The following is a 16,294-nucleotide window of genomic DNA, read 5'->3' as shown; positions in this document are numbered from 1 at the left end:
GTCAGGCAACGGCGACGACGTCAAGAATGCGCTGCACCACGCGGTCCTGGTCGATGCCGGCGGCTTCGGCCTCAAACGACAGAATGATGCGGTGACGTAGCACGTCGAATAATACGGCCTGTATGTCTTCGGGGCTGACAAAGTCACGCCCGGCGAGCCATGCGTGGGCCCTGGCGCAGCGGTCCAGCGCAATCGAGCCGCGGGGGCTGGCACCATAGGCGATCCACTCGGCCATCTCCGGGTCGAATTTGCCGGGGGTGCGGGTGGCCATGACCAGTTGCACCAGGTATTCCTCTACGGCGTCGGCCATGTACAAACCGAGGATTTCCTTGCGCGCTGCGAAAATGGCTTGCTGGCTGACCCGGCGCTCGGGCTTGGTTTCGCCGTTCAGGGCTTCGCCACGGGCCTGTTGCAGGATACGGCGCTCGACCGCCGCATCCGGGAAGCCGATTTTGACGTGCATCAGAAAACGGTCGAGCTGGGCTTCAGGCAACGGGTAGGTGCCTTCCTGCTCTATGGGGTTCTGCGTGGCCATCACCAAAAACAGTGGCGACAGCTCGTACGTGCTGCGCCCGACGCTGACCTGGCGTTCGGCCATGGCCTCCAGCAAGGCGGACTGCACCTTGGCCGGGGCGCGGTTGATTTCATCGGCCAGTACCAGATTGTGGAAGATCGGGCCTTGCTGAAACACGAAACTGCCGGTTTCGGGGCGATAGATCTCGGTGCCGGTGATGTCGGCGGGCAACAGGTCGGGGGTGAACTGAATACGATGGAACTGCGCTTCGATGCCTTCGGCGAGTTCTTTGATGGCCTTGGTCTTCGCCAGGCCGGGGGCGCCTTCGACCAGCATGTGGCCGTCAGCCAGCAGCGCGATCAGCAGCCGGTCGATCAGCTTTTCCTGACCGAGAATCTGCGTTGAAAGAAAGGTTCGCAGCGCAAGCAGCGCTTCACGATGTTCCATCGATGACTGTTCCTGAAAAGGACACCGGCGGCGCATGAATTGCGCCGGGGCTGGGGGCGTTACTTTAATCCATTGCAGGGGGTTGGGACTAATGTCAGTCGGGGTTTTTGTGGAAAAAGCACAAAACAACCCGGTTGTTGAGAATGTTGCTTATTTGCACGCCGTGGCCGGCCCCGGATTCTTCGGTGAAAAGTGCTCTGCCAGCAAGCTGGCGAAGGCATCGCGCGCCGTGTGGCATCCCGTTTCACGGTGCCACACCAGCCGGTTTTGCACCGCTGGCAGGTCGTTGAAACGATAGCGCGTCAAGGTGGCGTCGGTGCCAAAACGCTCCAGCATGCCCTCGGGGACGATGGCCAGCCCGGCGCCGGCGCCGACGCAGCCGATGATGCTGCCCCAGTTGGCGTAGGCCACGCTGTTGATGGGCACGTTGTGTACGGCAAGCCACTGTTCCAGTGTGTCGCGGTACGGACAGCCCGCTGGCCACATGAATACGGTTTGCCGGGAGATGGCGCTCAAGTCCGTGAGCGGCGGATGGGCAGCCCCGGCAATCAAAATCAACGGCTCGTGATAGAGCGCGGTGCTGAGCAATTTGGGATGCTGAACATCGATGGCGACAATCGCGGCATCCAGCCGATGGTGCTGGACGTCATCAAGCAGTTGCGGCCATTGGCCGGTCACCAGCTCCAGCGTGACCTCCGGGTAGCGCTGGTGGTATTCGGCCAGCAGCGGCGGCAGGCGCCCGGTGGCGCACGAGTCGATGGCGCCGATGCGCAGTGTGCCGTGGGGCTTGGCGTGGGGCGTGACGGCGCGGCGGGCTTCATCGACCAGTGCAAGGATGCGTTCGCAATACCCCAGAAACAATTGACCGGCGGCACTGATTTGCAGCCCTCGGCCCGCACGGGTGAACAGCACGGTGCCCAGTTCGTTTTCCAGTTGTTTGATGCGCGTGGTGATATTGGACGGCACGCAGTGCAGGTGTTGAGCCGCCAGCGCAATACTGCCGCACTCGGCCACCGACTTGATCATCCTGAGTTGGCTCAATTCCACGGTTCACTCCCCCTGAGTTCAGAACTCTTAATTAATCACTTGTTCGCTGCGCCAGGGCTGACTGACATTGACTTCTGCAAACACTGCGGCTGACGTCAGTGTGCGCTGGATGAAACGAAGGGTAACCCCTCTGTTAGCGAGGTCAATATGAACATTACAAAAACAAAAGTTGAGTCATTGGCGCAGACCGTGTTTTCACATGGCGCACTCAATAACGGGTTTTATCAACGCTGGCTCAACGAAACCCTGACATTTGCTGAAGTTGAAATTTTCGCCTGTAACTATTGGGCGCGTACCCGGCGCACCGCGACGATGGTCGCGCTGTCGTTGCTGCGCGCCAACACCCTGCAGGCGCGGGTGGAAATCGTCAAGAACCTGTATTCGGAGCTGGGTGGCGGGGATGTGCATAAAGCGCACAGCGCGCTCTTGCAACGCTATTTGCTCGACCTGTTGAGCCGTTTGGCTAAACGCCCTTATTCGCTGCAAGAACTGGAAGCCGGGCCCTTGTTGGCGTCCACCCAATTATTTATTGATGAACAAGATGCGTTATATGCACCGCACGGATTGGGGCGTTCTGAAAGTCATGTATTAGGGGCGTTGTTGGCGCAAGAGTGGTTGGCGTATTCCATGTTGACGCGTTTATACGAAGGCGCGAGGAATTATCAGTATGCGTATAAACACAATGATGAGTTTCATGAGCACTGTGAGTACTTTCATATTCATATCGGTGAAGCGGAGAAAGAGCACAAAGTTCAGGCGGTCGAAGCCGCGGCCGTTGAATGTTGTACGCAAGAAGACTTTGCCGGACTGTGCGTCGGGTTCAATCGTTTTCTGGCCATTACTGAGCATTATTGGCAGGGCATCGCGGTTGCCATGGCTCAAACCCCGACGATGGCGGTGCGCGCTTGAGGCGTGCAACGGCCCCGGCGTTGTTCGGGGCAATGCTGGCAGTGGTGCTGTGCTGGGCGTATTCGCCGATCGGGATTCATATCGGCTTGCAAAGCTACACCCCCGGCCACTTGGCCTTGCTGCGTTTTTTGGTGGCGTCGCTGTTCATGGGCGTAGTGGCGCTGGTGCGCGGCATTGGATTGCCTCGCCTGCGTGACGCGCCGTGGTTGATGGTGTTGGGGCTATTCGCCATTGTGATTCACCATGTGGCGTTGAACACCGGCCAGCGCTGGGTCAGCCCCGGCGCGTCCAGTGTGCTGGCGCAGTCAACGCCGATATTTAGCACGTTTATTGCGGCAATCTGGCTTAAAGAGTCCGTCAGCGCCTGGCGCTGGTGTTGGGTGGGCACGGGGCTGGTGGGGGCGCTGGTGGTCATTTGGGGGGACAAGGGCTTGGGCACCTTTCGCCCCCAGGGGTTGTTGATACTGCTGGCGGCGTTGTCCTGGAGTGTCTATTTCGCGCTGCAAAAGCACTATTCCAGCCGCTACAGCCCCTTGACCATCGTCTGTTACACCATTTGGGCCGGAACCCTGTTGTTAGGTGTCTATGCACCGGGCCTGGCGGCGCAGGTGAGCGCTGCCCCGGTCAGGGTCAACCTCGCCGTGCTGGTGCTGGGGGTGTTTCCCAGTGCATTGGCCTACTTGTTGTGGGCCTATGTGTTGGCGCACACCGAAGTGAGCCGTTCGGTGTGCGTGATGTATCTGGTGCCTCCCGTCGCCATGTTGATGGCCGCTGTGTTGCTGGGCAGCCAGGTATCAGGCGGGGTGCTGTTCGGGATGGCGATTGTGTTGGGCAGCGTGTTTGCGATGCGGCGGGCGGCTTGATGACAGGTGAGGTCTGTGTCAGCTCAGCTCGCTGGCATAGGTGCCGACGCCGTCCAGAATGAGGGTCAGGGTCTGCTCAAGCTCTTGCATGTCCGTGGCCTCGGCGTCGAACTGGATTTCAAGGTGATCATCGCCATTGAGTACGTCAACGTCACTGGCGGCCACTTCAAGCAACAGGCGGGTCTGGCTCAGGGTGACTTTGACCCCTGCCAGTGACGAGGGATCGTTGTCCCCCAGGGAAATCTCCAGCTCATCTTCGTCCGGATAGCGGCTCATCAGAAACATGTCGCCCTGCGCGCTGAAGCAGCAGACCGTGGCGAGGTTCTCTTCTTCCTCGTCGCACGGGTTGGCGAGCAGTAGAGGGGCTGTGATTTTCATGGGCTAATTCCTGGCGCTTGGGCGCCTGCAGAGCGATCAAAAGCGGCAAGTTTGCCAGCCTGCGCGCGTTTGTGCAGGTCTGAATGCTGAAACGGCGCAACTGAAGTGTTTTCGACTGTCAGTCATTTCAGATTCCAACGTCAGTAAAACGGTATTTTCCGTGAAGTTTTTTCGTTATCGAGTGCTAGGGTTGAACATGAGCAGCGCCCGCGGTTACGTCCCGATGACTGAATATGTCGCCGCATCGCAAGTATCGCGGGCATCTCTCTCGTTAAGCTGCATCCGGGATAGTTATCTCTAAAGACACAGCCCGCTGAGCGGTCAGTCGTTTTTGTAGATACCCCTCCTGGAACGTGAATGTGACCCCTGGGTCGCGGCCAGCTTCACCTCCCTGTCATGCTGTGCATTGAGGGTGGTTGCCACATCCAGCCTCACGCAGCATGGGCAGCTCCCCATGCGGGAATAGCACGCGACGCTTCTCTCAATAACAAGCCCAAGCGGAGTACCACAGATGGCGTTCTTCACCGCAGCCAGCAAGGCCGACTTCCAGCATCAACTGCAAGCGGCACTGGCGCAGCACATCAGTGAACAGGCACTGCCACAAGTGGCGCTGTTCGCCGAGCAATTCTTCGGCATCATTTCTCTGGATGAACTCACTCAACGTCGCATGTCCGACCTTGCCGGCTGCACGCTGTCGGCCTGGCGCCTGCTTGAACGTTTTGACCCGGCCCAGCCTCAAGTGCGGGTCTACAACCCGGATTACGAACGTCACGGCTGGCAATCGACGCACACCGCCGTCGAAGTGCTGCACCACGATTTGCCGTTTTTGGTGGATTCGGTACGTACCGAACTCAACCGTCGCGGTTACAGCATCCATACGCTGCAAACCACGGTCCTGAGCGTACGCCGTGGCAGCAAGGGCGAGTTGCTGGAAATCCTGGCGAAGGGTACGCAGGGCGAGGGTGTTTCCCAAGAGTCGCTGATGTATCTGGAGATCGACCGCTGCTCCAATACCGCTGAATTGAATGTGCTGAGCAAAGAGCTTGAACAGGTTCTGGGTGAAGTGCGCATTGCTGTGGCTGACTTTGAGCCAATGAAGGCCAAGGTTCAGGAATTGCTGGCCAGCATCGACAGTTGCCAGTACGCCGTGGCGGCTGATGAGAAAGCCGAGATCAAGAGTTTTCTGGAATGGCTGGTGGGCAACCACTTCACGTTTCTGGGCTACGAAGAGTTCGTGGTGCGCGATGAAGCGGACGGTGGCCATATTAAATATGACCCGGCTTCCTTCCTCGGCCTGACCAAGCTGCTGCGCGCCGGGTTGACCCCCGAAGACCTGCGCATCGAAGACTACGCAGTCAGCTACCTGCGCGAACCGACCCTGTTGTCGTTCGCCAAGGCGGCTCACCCAAGCCGTGTACATCGTCCTGCTTACCCCGATTATGTGTCGATTCGTCAGATCGATGCTGACGGCAAGGTGGTGAAGGAATGCCGCTTCATGGGCCTATACACGTCGTCGGTGTATGGCGAGAGCGTGCGTGAAATCCCGTATATCCGCCGCAAAGTGGCTGAAATCGAACGCCGCTCCGGTTTCCAGCCCAAAGCGCACCTTGGCAAGGAACTGGCGCAGGTGGTCGAAGTGCTGCCTCGCGACGACCTGTTCCAGACGCCGGTCGACGAACTGTTCAGCACGGTGATGTCGATTGTGCAAATCCAGGAGCGCAACAAGATTCGCGTCTTCCTGCGCAAAGACCCGTACGGGCGTTTCTGCTATTGCCTGGCGTATGTGCCGCGTGACGTGTACTCCACCGAAGTGCGGCAGAAAATCCAGCAAGTGCTGATGGACCGTCTGCAAGCCTCGGACTGCGAGTTCTGGACGTTCTTCTCTGAGTCGGTGCTGGCACGCGTGCAGCTGATTCTGCGGGTAGACCCGAAAAACCGCATCGATATCGACCCGCTGCTGCTGGAAAAAGAAGTCATCCAGGCGTGCCGCAGCTGGCAGGACGACTACGCCAGCCTGGTGGTCGAGAGCTTCGGCGAGGCCAATGGCACCAAAGTACTGAGCGACTTCCCGAAAGGCTTCCCGGCCGGCTACCGCGAACGATTCGCGGCGCACTCGGCCGTGGTCGACATGCAGCACCTGATGAGCCTGAACGAGCAAAACCCGCTGGTGATGAGCTTCTACCAGCCGCTGGGGCAGAGCGCCGGTCAGGAATTGCATTGCAAGCTGTACCACGCCGACACACCGCTGGCGCTGTCAGACGTGTTGCCGATTCTGGAAAACCTCGGTCTGCGGGTGCTGGGCGAGTTTCCGTATCGCCTGCGCCACGCCAATGGCCGTGAGTTCTGGATCCATGATTTCGCCTTTACCGCGGGCGAAGGCTTGAACCTGGACATCCAGCAACTCAACGACACCCTGCAAGATGCGTTCGTGCACATCGTCAGTGGCGATGCGGAAAACGATGCGTTTAACCGCCTGGTGCTGACCGCCGGTTTGCCATGGCGTGATGTGGCGCTGCTGCGTGCCTACGCCCGTTACCTGAAGCAAATTCGTCTGGGCTTCGATCTGGGCTACATCGCCAGCACGTTGAACAACCACACCGATATCGCCCGCGAACTGACCCGGTTGTTCAAAACGCGTTTCTACTTGGCGCGCAAGCTCACCGCTGAAGACCTGGAAGACAAGCAGCAGCGTCTGGAACAGGCGATTCTCAGCGCGCTGGACGATGTTCAGGTGCTCAATGAAGACCGCATCCTGCGTCGCTATCTGGACCTGATCAAGGCCACGTTACGGACCAACTTCTACCAGCCGGATGCCAACGGCCAGAACCGTTCGTATTTCAGCTTCAAGTTCAATCCGCACCTGATTCCCGAATTGCCCAAGCCGGTGCCCAAGTTTGAAATCTTCGTGTATTCGCCCCGCGTGGAAGGCGTGCATTTGCGCTTCGGCAACGTGGCGCGCGGCGGCCTGCGCTGGTCGGACCGTGAAGAAGACTTCCGCACTGAAGTGCTGGGGCTGGTGAAGGCCCAGCAAGTGAAGAACTCGGTCATCGTGCCGGTGGGTGCCAAGGGCGGTTTCGTCCCGCGTCGTTTGCCACTGGGCGGCGGCCGCGACGAGATTCAGGCAGAAGCGATTGCCTGCTACCGGATCTTTATTTCCGGCTTGCTGGACATCACCGACAACCTCAAGGACGGTGCGCTGGTGCCGCCATTGAACGTCGTTCGTCACGACGAGGACGACCCGTACCTGGTGGTGGCTGCGGACAAAGGCACTGCGACCTTCTCCGACATCGCCAACGGTATCGCCATTGACTACGGGTTCTGGCTGGGTGATGCGTTCGCGTCGGGTGGTTCGGCCGGTTATGACCACAAGAAGATGGGCATCACCGCCAAAGGCGCCTGGGTCGGTGTGCAGCGCCACTTTAAAGAGCGCGGGATCAACGTTCAGGAAGACAGCATCAGCGTGGTCGGTATCGGCGACATGGCCGGTGACGTGTTCGGCAATGGTTTGTTGATGTCGGACACGCTGCAACTGGTGGCTGCGTTTAACCACCTGCATATTTTCATCGATCCCAACCCGGAGCCTGCCAACAGCTTTGCAGAGCGCAAGCGCCTGTTCGACTTGCCGCGTTCGGCCTGGTCGGACTACGACACCAGCATTATGTCGGCGGGCGGCGGTATTTTCTCGCGCAGCGCAAAAAGCATCGCCATTTCTCCGGAAATGAAAGCGCGTTTCGCAATCACCGCTGACAAGTTGACCCCGACCGAGTTGCTGAACGCCTTGCTCAAGGCGCCGGTCGACCTGCTGTGGAACGGCGGCATCGGGACTTACGTCAAGGCCAGCAGCGAAAGCCATGCGGATGTGGGCGACAAGGCCAACGATGCACTGCGCGTCAACGGTAACGAGTTGCGCTGCAAAGTGGTGGGTGAGGGTGGCAACCTCGGCATGACGCAATTGGGTCGTGTGGAGTTTGGTCTCAATGGCGGTGCCACCAACACAGACTTCATTGACAACGCCGGTGGTGTTGACTGCTCTGACCATGAAGTGAATATCAAGATCCTGCTCAACGAAGTGGTGCAGGCCGGCGATATGACCGAGAAGCAGCGCAATCAGTTGCTGGGCAGCATGACCGACGAAGTGGGGGCGTTGGTGCTGGGCAACAACTACAAGCAGACGCAGGCCATATCGTTGGCGGCGCGCCGTGCTTATGAGCGGATTGCCGAGTACAAGCGCCTGATGAACGATCTGGAAGCGCGTGGCAAGTTGGACCGAGCCATTGAGTTCCTGCCCTCTGAAGAGCAGCTCAACGAGCGCGTGGCGGCCGGTCATGGCCTGACCCGTGCCGAGCTGTCGGTGTTGATTTCCTATAGCAAGATCGACCTTAAAGAAGCGTTGCTCAACTCCCAGGTGCCGGATGACGCCTACCTGACCCGCGACATGGAAACAGCGTTCCCGCCGATGCTGGTCAGCAAGTTCGCCGAAGCGATGCGTCGTCATCGCCTGAAGCGTGAAATCGTCAGCACCCAGATCGCCAACGATCTGGTCAACCACATGGGCATTACGTTTGTTGAGCGGCTCAAAGAGTCGACCGGCATGAGCGCCGCCAATGTGGCCGGTGCTTACGTGATCGTGCGTGACATTTTTCACCTGCCGCACTGGTTCCGTCAGATCGAGGCGCTGGATTATCAAGTGCCGGCCGAGATTCAACTGGCTTTGATGGATGAGCTGATGCGCCTGGGGCGTCGCGCCACGCGTTGGTTCCTGCGCAGCCGTCGCAATGAGCTGGACGCCGCGCGGGATGTGGCGCACTTCGGGCCGCATCTGGCAGCGTTGGGCCTCAAACTTGACGAACTGCTGGAAGGGCCGACCCGTGAAGGCTGGCAGACGCGCTACCAGGCGTATGTCGAGGCGGGCGTTCCGGAGCTGTTGGCACGCATGGTGGCGGGCACCACGCACCTGTACACCTTGCTGCCGATCATTGAAGCCTCGGATGTGACCGGGCAGAACGCAGTGGACGTGGCCAAGGCGTATTTCGCCGTTGGCAGTGCGCTGGACCTGACCTGGTACTTGCAGCAAATCAGCAACCTGCCGGTGGAAAACAACTGGCAAGCGCTGGCCCGTGAAGCCTTCCGCGACGATATCGACTGGCAGCAGCGGGCGATCACGGTCTCGGTCCTGCAAATGACCGATGCCGGTGAGAGCATCGAGGCGCGTCTGGCGCTCTGGCTGGAGCAGAACCAGACCATGGTTGAGCGCTGGCGCGCCATGCTGGTGGACTTGCGTGCAGCGACGGGGAATGACTATGCGATGTATGCCGTCGCTAACCGTGAGCTGCTGGACTTGGCCATGAGCGGTCAAACCGCGATCTGAGGGACAAAGCGGTAAAAAAAAGCCCCGGCTCGGTTGAGTCGGGGCTTTTTTGCTTTTAATGACCGCTGTGGTTTAGATGCCAATGTTGCCCAGTGTCTGGACAATATTGCGCAGTGTGCCGGCCAGGGTGGGGTGTTCCACTTCAAAACGTTCTACAGCCAGATTAAGGTTATCGGCGAGGCTGTGGTCTTGCGTGGCGTTCTCAATTTTGATTTCAGCATCGATTCGCGCCGCCAGTTGATTCAGATCTTCACGCTCTTTTTCACTCAGCGGCGGATTTTTTTCCAGTTGCTCGCGCAGGGTGTCGAGTTGTTCTTGCAGTTCGCGGGCAGGCATAACGTTCATCCTTTATTGAGAGGCTGTGCGATAGACCATCGTAATGAACAAAAGGTCGATCAAGCGGGCCTTTAGAGTAATCCACTCATGTCCACTTGGCATGATCCTTATCACGTACGCCTGAAAAAATGCGCTGTCTTCTGGCCTTCAAGGAGGTGCTTGAAGGTCGGCGGGGGTGAGCAGATTGCACGTTGTGTCGTTAAGGGGGCTGCCTGTTCGACATTTCTCGTTATACTAACGCCCAAAACCAGGGCATAGCGCCCGAGTGTAAGTGTTGCCTAGGAGTTATTTGCTATGCGCTGGAATGATCGTCTAGCCCAATTGTGTCTGGTTGCCGGTGTGGCCATGCTGCCCTTTACGGCTCAGGCCGCGACCGAAGATGACCCGTGGGAAGGTGTCAACCGTGTCATTTTCAAGTTTAACGACACCCTTGATACCTATGCCTTGAAGCCAATTGCTCAGGGCTACCAATACATCACGCCTCAGTTCCTCGAGGACGGTATCCATAACATGTACCGCAACATCGGTGACGTGCGTAACCTGGCCAACGATGTGTTGCAGGCCAAGCCGCACGCAGCGGGCGTGGATACTGCGCGGGTGCTGATGAACACCATCATCGGTGTGGGTGGTTTCTTCGATGTGGGCACCAAAATGGGCCTGCAACGCAATGAAGAAGACTTCGGTCAGACGTTGGGTCGCTGGGGTGTTCCGAGTGGTCCATACGTAGTGTTGCCGCTGCTGGGCCCAAGCACGGTGCGTGACGCGGTAGCCATCTACCCGGACACTTACGCCGAACCCTACCGTTACATGAACGACATCCCGGCGCGCAACATGGCGATCGGCATGGACGTGATCGATACGCGCGCCAGCTTGCTGTCGGCTGAAAAACTGATCACGGGCGACAAATACGTATTTATCCGCAATGCCTACCTGCAAAACCGCGAATTCAAGGTGAAGGATGGTCAGGTAGAAGACGATTTTTAAACCGTTTTTTACCGCTTGCGCAAAAGAGCCCCTCGGGGCTCTTTTTTGTTTTCAGGGCGTTTAAACGGGCAAATCATACGTAACTGACCATGCTTTTAGTCAGCTCTGCGATGGTTCTTATAACTGTGGGGAATTTCCCTTGTGGAACTCCGTCTGCCAGCATCGGGCTGAGCTTGAAACCCCCCGCGGATGGGAGTACCGTCTGCGCCTTACGCGAGCACCTTTGTAGAACTGAGCAATACTCAATACCGGTTCAAGGTGTTTCACAGTACATTCAGTCGTTGAGCCCGCTCAGTGCGTGTTTAATGCCAACCTAATTCTGGCGCCATTTGCCCACATGCAAAAAACCAGTGCCACGCTGCTGATCATTGATGACGACGACGTCGTACGCGCCAGTCTGGCGGCTTATCTGGAAGACAGCGGCTTCAGCGTCCTCCAGGCCAGTAATGGCTTGCAGGGACTTCAGGTCTTCGAGCGCGAACAGCCAGATTTGGTCATCTGTGACTTGCGGATGCCGCAAATGGGTGGCCTTGAGCTGATTCGCCAAGTGACGCTTCAGTCTCCAGTGACCCCGGTGATCGTTATTTCAGGCGCGGGCGTCATGAGTGACGTGGTCGAGGCGTTGCGCCTCGGGGCAGCTGACTATCTGATCAAGCCCCTCGAAGACCTGGCAGTGCTTGAGCATTCCGTTCATCGTGCCCTTGATCGCGCCCGTTTGTTAGTGGAAAACCAGCGTTACCGTGAGAAGCTCGAATCCGCCAATCGCGAGCTGGAAGCCAGTCTGCACTTGCTGCAGGAGGATCAGAACGCAGGCCGACAGGTGCAGATGAACATGCTGCCCGTCAGTCCCTGGTCCATCGATGAGTTTGATTTCGCGCACCAGATCATTCCGTCGCTGTATTTGTCGGGCGACTTTGTTGATTACTTCAGGGTGGACGAGCGCCGCGTGGCGTTTTATCTGGCTGATGTTTCAGGTCACGGGGCGTCTTCGGCTTTCGTGACGGTGTTGCTCAAATTCATGACCACACGTTTGCTGTTTGAATCCAAACGCAACGGTACACTGCCTGAGTTCAAGCCTTCCGAGGTGTTGGGGCACATCAACCGTGGCCTGATCAACTGCAAGCTGGGCAAGCATGTGACCATGGTTGGCGGGGTCATCGATGAAGAGAGCGGCCTGTTGACCTACAGCATTGGTGGGCATTTGCCCTTGCCGGTGCTGTACACGCCTGACAGCGTCAGTTATCTGGAAGGTCGGGGTCTGCCGGTCGGCTTGTTTAAAGAAGCCACCTATGAAGATCACACGTTTAAACTGCCTGACATTTTCAGTCTGACGCTGATGTCCGACGGAATTTTGGATCTTTTGACTGAGCAGACGCTCAAAGAGAAAGAAGCTGCCTTGCCTCAATTGGTGAAAGCAGCGGGCGGCAGCCTGGAAGGTCTGCGCCAAGTGTTTGGTTTAGCTACGCTCGGGGAGATGCCGGATGATATCGCCTTGTTGGTGTTAAGCAGGAATCTGAAATGAGTACCGGTAGAATTCAGTTCGCCGAACAGGATGGCACTTTCGTCCTGAAGTTTGTAGGTGAAGTGCGCCTGACCTTGTGTTCGGCACTGGATGCGACGATTGAGAAAATCTTCACGGCGTTGAATTTTTCCGCCATCGTGATCGATCTCACCGATACGCGCAGCATTGACAGCACGACGCTGGGGCTGCTTGCGAAATTGTCGATCCTGTCCCGGCAGAAAGTCGGCTTGTTGCCCACTGTCGTGACCACCCATGAAGACATTACCCGTCTGCTGCAATCCATGGGTTTTGATCAGGTTTTCAATATCGTGGGTACGCCCTTGCCTTGCCCTGAGTGCCTGACCGATCTGCCTTCACAAGATCAGTCGGAGGAGGTCGTACGCGTCAAGGTGTTAGAAGCCCATAAAATCCTCATGAGCTTGAATGATTCCAACCACGAGGCTTTTCATGATCTGGTCAATGCGCTCGAGCGTCATTGAATCCAGGCCATGCATAACAGCCATACATAAAAAGGAGCCGATCTTGCGCAGGATCGGCTCCTTTTTGTTGCGGTGTCAGCGACCTTCCAGCAGCTCCCCGGCTTGATCCAGCAGCGCCAGAGGATCTTTAGCCTTATGAATATCCACTGAAAGCAACTGGCGAAAGCGTCGAGCGCCGGGGAAACCTTGGCCCAGCCCCAAAATATGGCGTGTTACGTGATGCATCGCACCGCCAGTTGCCAGATGTTGAGCAATGTAAGGGCGCAACAACGCCAATGCCTGGGCGCGGGTGACGACCGGCGCTTCACTGCCAAATAACTGCTGATCGACCTCGGCCAGAATGTACGGGTTGTGATAAGCCTCGCGGCCCAGCATCACACCATCAAACGTTTGCAGATGCGTTTTGCATTGATCGAGGGTTTTGATCCCGCCATTGAGAATGATCTCAAGCGCTGGAAAATCGGCTTTGAGCTGTGCGGCCACGTCGTAGCGCAAGGGCGGAATGTCCCGGTTTTCTTTGGGGGAGAGCCCTTCAAGAATCGCGATTCGCGCGTGTACTGTAAAACTTTCGCACCCCGCATCCCTCACCGTGCCGACAAAGTCACACAGTTGTGCGTAACTGTCGCGACCATTAATACCGATGCGATGCTTGACCGTAATCGGTATCGACACCGCATCGCGCATGCCTTTAACACAATCGGCCACCAACGCGGGATGAGCCATCAGGCATGCGCCAATCATATTATTCTGCACCCGATCGCTCGGGCAGCCGACATTCAAGTTCACTTCGTCATACCCGGCATCTTGCGCCAAGCGTGCACATGCCGCCAAATCTGCAGCCGTGCTTCCCCCCAGCTGCAATGCCAGGGGATGCTCGGCCACGTCATGCCGCAGAAAACGCTCTGCATCACCATGTAAAAGCGCGCCAGTGGTCACCATCTCGGTGTAAAGGAGAGTGTGCTTAGAAAGCAGACGTAAGAAGAAACGACAATGACGATCGGTCCAATCCATCATAGGGGCCACGCTGAAGCGTCTGGACACCGCAGAGCCTTTGTTTACGTGGGGTGTAGCTGAATTCTGTACCATTTTGCTCTACGTGTTTTAAGCGTGTTTTAGGGGGTTTTAGGGCGTTTTTCGAAGGTCGCTGGTACAATGTACCATCTCATTTTCGAATTGTACCAGTTGACTATGGCCACGATCAGAGTACGCAAACGCACCAACGGCAGTAGCAGTTACACGGCACAAATACGCCTGATCCGTGATGGGGCGCAAGTTTACCAAGAGAGCCAGACATTCACCCGCAAACAGACGGCTCAAGCGTGGATTCGAAAGCGTGAAGCTGAACTTGACCAACCCGGCGCGATTGAGCGGGCAAACCGCGAAGGCGCTACGGTCAAGGAAATGATCGAGCGCTACGTGCTCGAAATGGAAAAAGCCCGCGCACTGGGAAAAACCAAGCTGGCCACGCTCAAAGCGATCAGCGAATCCTACTTGGGCCAGATAAATGACCAGGATTTGAACTGCCAGATACTGGTCGAGTATGCGGTCTGGCGAATGGGGTCAGAGGGCGGCGGTGTGCTGCCGCAGACAGCCGGTAATGATTTAGCACACTTGGGCGCCGTTCTATCCATCGCTCGCCCTGCATGGGGCTATCAGGTGGATCCTCACGCGATGGGTGATGCCCGCAAGGTACTGCGCAAGCTGGGTTACAACATGCGCAGCCGTGAACGCGACAGACGCCCGACACTGGATGAGCTGGACATGCTGCTGACACACTTCCAAGGCATCCTTGCCTACCGCCCAAGCTCAATCAACATGCTCAAGATGACCGCCTTCGCGTTGTTCTCGACGCGCCGCCAAGAAGAGATTACCCGTATCAAGTGGGCTGATCTGGATGAAGCGGGAAACCGTGTCCTGGTCCGGGATATGAAAAATCCGGGGCAAAAACTTGGCAACGACGTGTGGTGCCATTTGCCACCCGAAGCAATGGCCATCATTAAGACAATGCCCAAGGCAGTAGAGGAAATATTCCCGTACAACGCCGAGTCCATATCCGCATCCTGGACACGCGCCTGCAAGTTTTTGGGGATCGAGGATCTGCACTTTCATGACCTGCGGCACGAAGGCGTCAGCCGACTGTTTGAAATGGATTGGGACATTCCTAGGGTGGCCAGCGTGTCCGGGCATCGGGACTGGAACTCCATGCGCCGTTACACGCATTTGCGGGGAAGGGGTGACGCCTATGCAGGCTGGCCATGGCTGGAGGTTGTCCTGAAGGCGCCCGTCATTCTGGGCGCCCGGGCCACGAAGTGAATTAACGGCTACGCGGTGCGCTGTTGAGCTGGTGACTCTCCTTCATCGCGGCAGCGCGCTGGCCGTCCAGATACTCGGACAAATCCGAGATGTGCACGCCCTTGGCACTTTTCTGGCTGGCTTCCATCCGTGTGATTGGAATTTTTATCAAACCTGCCATTACCTTGCGTTCAAACATATTGGTGGTCAGGTGGGTGAAGTAGTCCTTGCAGACGCACTCAAGCGGTATCACCACCTGTCCGTTGTATTGGGCCATCAGGACAAAGAGAGTTTTCAATGCTTGGCTTCCAATTCAGTAATTCGGTCTAGCAGTTGGGCAATCACTCTGTTCTTTTGGTCGAGTACCCGCTCCAGACTAAGCGAGCGCTCCAGTCGAATGATTATTTCGCCATTCATGCTGCGTTGATTCCTCGACGCTACAGCAGCAATTTCCGGGCGTAAGCCATCGGGTAAGCGGATTACAAACTTGTCCTGTACGCGTGAGTCATTCATTGCTGTGCTCCTTTAACGATTGATCCGGCGAGTAATTGAGCAACCAGTGCTGCATCGCGCTCTGATAGCTCGCCCAATGTCTGGGCCATAGTGCTTAGGCTCTCCAGCCGCACACGCGCCTCAGGGGATTTGTGCACCAGGTAGCCGATCATTGCGGCGCCGATGATGGCGGTGGCCACCAAGTGTTTTGCGGGTGTGGTAGCCTTCACTTCGCTGCTGCTTTGGTTTTTCACTTTCATGGTGTGCTCCTTAGTAGTGGTTGGTGCCGGGGAGGGCCAACTCCTCGACACCCCTTTTTATTACCGACTCAGCCGATTTTTTGTTCAGTAGCTACTTTTCGTACCAGGTGCAGTATCAAGCTCTCCAATTCAGCAACTTCGTCTGTTGCGGATTGCCACTCCAATACGGCTTGGATTTGCTCTTTACTGCACTCTAGGACCAGAATTTCGTAATCCCCTTTCGCAGCACAGACCTCTAAAATTTCGAGCAGGCCAGCAGCTCCGTAGGCATCTGCGTGCACGGTGGAATATTTGCCGACAGTCTCTGACATCCAGTTCTGCAGCCCTGTGACGTGGTTTGCGTGGGTTATAAGTCCGTTTGGACCTGTTGCTGTCATGACTTGGATATGCATCGTTTTCCCTC

At 57.1% G+C, this 16,294-nt stretch carries 16 protein-coding genes; 7 read left to right on the top strand and 9 right to left on the bottom strand.

The genetic code is table 11. The features are described 5' to 3' along the window. Position 1 precedes the first annotated feature (1 nt). Positions 2-961 (bottom strand): AAA family ATPase, encoded by a 960-nt coding sequence (locus tag V6F78_RS05645; protein ID WP_016780594.1) that lies wholly within the window; start codon positions 959-961, stop codon positions 2-4. 150 nt (positions 962-1,111) lie between these two features. After that, positions 1,112-2,008: a LysR family transcriptional regulator gene (locus tag V6F78_RS05640; protein ID WP_047294236.1), complete on the bottom strand. Its 897-nt coding sequence runs from the start codon at positions 2,006-2,008 to the stop codon at positions 1,112-1,114. A gap of 147 nt (positions 2,009-2,155) precedes the next feature. Between V6F78_RS05640 and V6F78_RS05635 the strand changes: the two genes are divergently transcribed. Continuing rightward, entirely contained in the window at positions 2,156-2,917 is a 762-nt protein-coding gene (locus V6F78_RS05635; RefSeq protein WP_047294234.1) for an iron-containing redox enzyme family protein, read from the top strand. Positions 2,918-2,949: 32 nt separating this feature from the next. After that, positions 2,950-3,780 (top strand): DMT family transporter, encoded by an 831-nt coding sequence (locus V6F78_RS05630; RefSeq protein ID WP_047276529.1) that lies wholly within the window; start codon positions 2,950-2,952, stop codon positions 3,778-3,780. 18 nt (positions 3,781-3,798) lie between these two features. Here V6F78_RS05630 and V6F78_RS05625 read toward each other — a convergent pair whose 3' ends face one another. Continuing rightward, positions 3,799-4,158 (bottom strand): hypothetical protein, encoded by a 360-nt coding sequence (locus V6F78_RS05625; protein WP_047294230.1) that lies wholly within the window; start codon positions 4,156-4,158, stop codon positions 3,799-3,801. Between the two features lie 511 nt (positions 4,159-4,669). On the opposite strand from V6F78_RS05625, the gene V6F78_RS05620 reads away from it, so the two are divergent. Further along, positions 4,670-9,526, top strand: coding sequence for an NAD-glutamate dehydrogenase (locus V6F78_RS05620; protein WP_332726805.1), 4,857 nt, complete (start codon positions 4,670-4,672; stop codon positions 9,524-9,526). 72 nt (positions 9,527-9,598) lie between these two features. Here the strand turns inward: V6F78_RS05620 and V6F78_RS05615 are convergent, their stop codons facing one another. Beyond that, positions 9,599-9,862 (bottom strand): DUF4404 family protein, encoded by a 264-nt coding sequence (locus V6F78_RS05615; RefSeq protein ID WP_047294226.1) that lies wholly within the window; start codon positions 9,860-9,862, stop codon positions 9,599-9,601. A 294-nt stretch (positions 9,863-10,156) separates the two neighbouring features. Between V6F78_RS05615 and V6F78_RS05610 the strand changes: the two genes are divergently transcribed. From V6F78_RS05610 to rssC, 3 genes are all read left to right on the top strand, one after another. Further along, positions 10,157-10,846: an MlaA family lipoprotein gene (locus tag V6F78_RS05610; protein WP_047275462.1), complete on the top strand. Its 690-nt coding sequence runs from the start codon at positions 10,157-10,159 to the stop codon at positions 10,844-10,846. 337 nt (positions 10,847-11,183) lie between these two features. Continuing rightward, complete coding sequence (gene rssB / locus V6F78_RS05605) at positions 11,184-12,368, top strand: two-component system response regulator RssB (protein WP_047276147.1); 1,185 nt, start codon at positions 11,184-11,186, stop codon at positions 12,366-12,368. Then, positions 12,365-12,847: an anti-sigma factor antagonist RssC gene (gene rssC / locus V6F78_RS05600; RefSeq protein ID WP_047275460.1), complete on the top strand. Its 483-nt coding sequence runs from the start codon at positions 12,365-12,367 to the stop codon at positions 12,845-12,847. Before rssB ends, rssC begins: the two co-directional genes overlap by 4 nt. 75 nt (positions 12,848-12,922) lie before the next feature. Here rssC and dusA read toward each other — a convergent pair whose 3' ends face one another. Further along, the gene (gene dusA, locus V6F78_RS05595) at positions 12,923-13,933 is read right to left on the bottom strand and encodes a tRNA dihydrouridine(20/20a) synthase DusA (protein WP_332726804.1); all 1,011 of its coding nucleotides are present in this window, start codon (positions 13,931-13,933) and stop codon (positions 12,923-12,925) included. Positions 13,934-14,035: 102 nt separating this feature from the next. On the opposite strand from dusA, the gene V6F78_RS05590 reads away from it, so the two are divergent. Continuing rightward, positions 14,036-15,160 (top strand): site-specific integrase, encoded by a 1,125-nt coding sequence (locus V6F78_RS05590; protein ID WP_278449291.1) that lies wholly within the window; start codon positions 14,036-14,038, stop codon positions 15,158-15,160. A 1-nt stretch (position 15,161) separates the two neighbouring features. Here the strand turns inward: V6F78_RS05590 and V6F78_RS05585 are convergent, their stop codons facing one another. The 4 genes from V6F78_RS05585 to V6F78_RS05570 form a co-directional block, all read right to left on the bottom strand. Next, positions 15,162-15,437, bottom strand: a complete 276-nt coding sequence (locus V6F78_RS05585; RefSeq protein WP_332726803.1) for a pyocin activator PrtN family protein — start codon at positions 15,435-15,437, stop codon at positions 15,162-15,164. Beyond that, on the bottom strand, positions 15,434-15,652 hold the full coding sequence (locus tag V6F78_RS05580) for an Arc family DNA-binding protein (RefSeq protein WP_194862332.1): 219 nt from the start codon (positions 15,650-15,652) through the stop codon (positions 15,434-15,436). The genes V6F78_RS05585 and V6F78_RS05580 overlap by 4 nt, the downstream gene beginning before the upstream one ends. Beyond that, positions 15,649-15,891: a hypothetical protein gene (locus V6F78_RS05575; RefSeq protein ID WP_194862333.1), complete on the bottom strand. Its 243-nt coding sequence runs from the start codon at positions 15,889-15,891 to the stop codon at positions 15,649-15,651. The genes V6F78_RS05580 and V6F78_RS05575 overlap by 4 nt, the downstream gene beginning before the upstream one ends. Positions 15,892-15,959: 68 nt before the next feature. Next, positions 15,960-16,283, bottom strand: coding sequence for a hypothetical protein (locus V6F78_RS05570; RefSeq protein WP_332726802.1), 324 nt, complete (start codon positions 16,281-16,283; stop codon positions 15,960-15,962). Between the last annotated feature and the right edge of the window lie 11 nt (positions 16,284-16,294).

The organism is Pseudomonas sp. ESBL9, from assembly GCF_036668715.1.
Classification (GTDB): Bacteria; Pseudomonadota; Gammaproteobacteria; order Pseudomonadales; family Pseudomonadaceae; genus Aquipseudomonas; species Aquipseudomonas lundensis.
The sequence above is the reverse complement of the archived record's forward strand: the minus strand, read 5'-3'. Positions and strand labels throughout refer to the sequence as shown.

Coding starts and splice junctions, on each gene's coding strand:
- V6F78_RS05645 (WP_016780594.1), bottom strand. CDS start 961: ATGGAACATCGTGAAGCGCTGCTTGCGCTGCGAACCTTTCTTTCAACG.
- V6F78_RS05635 (WP_047294234.1), top strand. CDS start 2,156: ATGAACATTACAAAAACAAAAGTTGAGTCATTGGCGCAGACCGTGTTT.
- V6F78_RS05630 (WP_047276529.1), top strand. CDS start 2,950: ATGCTGGCAGTGGTGCTGTGCTGGGCGTATTCGCCGATCGGGATTCAT.
- V6F78_RS05625 (WP_047294230.1), bottom strand. CDS start 4,158: ATGAAAATCACAGCCCCTCTACTGCTCGCCAACCCGTGCGACGAGGAA.
- V6F78_RS05620 (WP_332726805.1), top strand. CDS start 4,670: ATGGCGTTCTTCACCGCAGCCAGCAAGGCCGACTTCCAGCATCAACTG.
- V6F78_RS05615 (WP_047294226.1), bottom strand. CDS start 9,862: ATGCCTGCCCGCGAACTGCAAGAACAACTCGACACCCTGCGCGAGCAA.
- V6F78_RS05610 (WP_047275462.1), top strand. CDS start 10,157: ATGCGCTGGAATGATCGTCTAGCCCAATTGTGTCTGGTTGCCGGTGTG.
- rssB (WP_047276147.1), top strand. CDS start 11,184: ATGCAAAAAACCAGTGCCACGCTGCTGATCATTGATGACGACGACGTC.
- rssC (WP_047275460.1), top strand. CDS start 12,365: ATGAGTACCGGTAGAATTCAGTTCGCCGAACAGGATGGCACTTTCGTC.
- dusA (WP_332726804.1), bottom strand. CDS start 13,933: ATGGTACAGAATTCAGCTACACCCCACGTAAACAAAGGCTCTGCGGTG.
- V6F78_RS05590 (WP_278449291.1), top strand. CDS start 14,036: ATGGCCACGATCAGAGTACGCAAACGCACCAACGGCAGTAGCAGTTAC.
- V6F78_RS05580 (WP_194862332.1), bottom strand. CDS start 15,652: ATGAATGACTCACGCGTACAGGACAAGTTTGTAATCCGCTTACCCGAT.
- V6F78_RS05575 (WP_194862333.1), bottom strand. CDS start 15,891: ATGAAAGTGAAAAACCAAAGCAGCAGCGAAGTGAAGGCTACCACACCC.
- V6F78_RS05570 (WP_332726802.1), bottom strand. CDS start 16,283: ATGCATATCCAAGTCATGACAGCAACAGGTCCAAACGGACTTATAACC.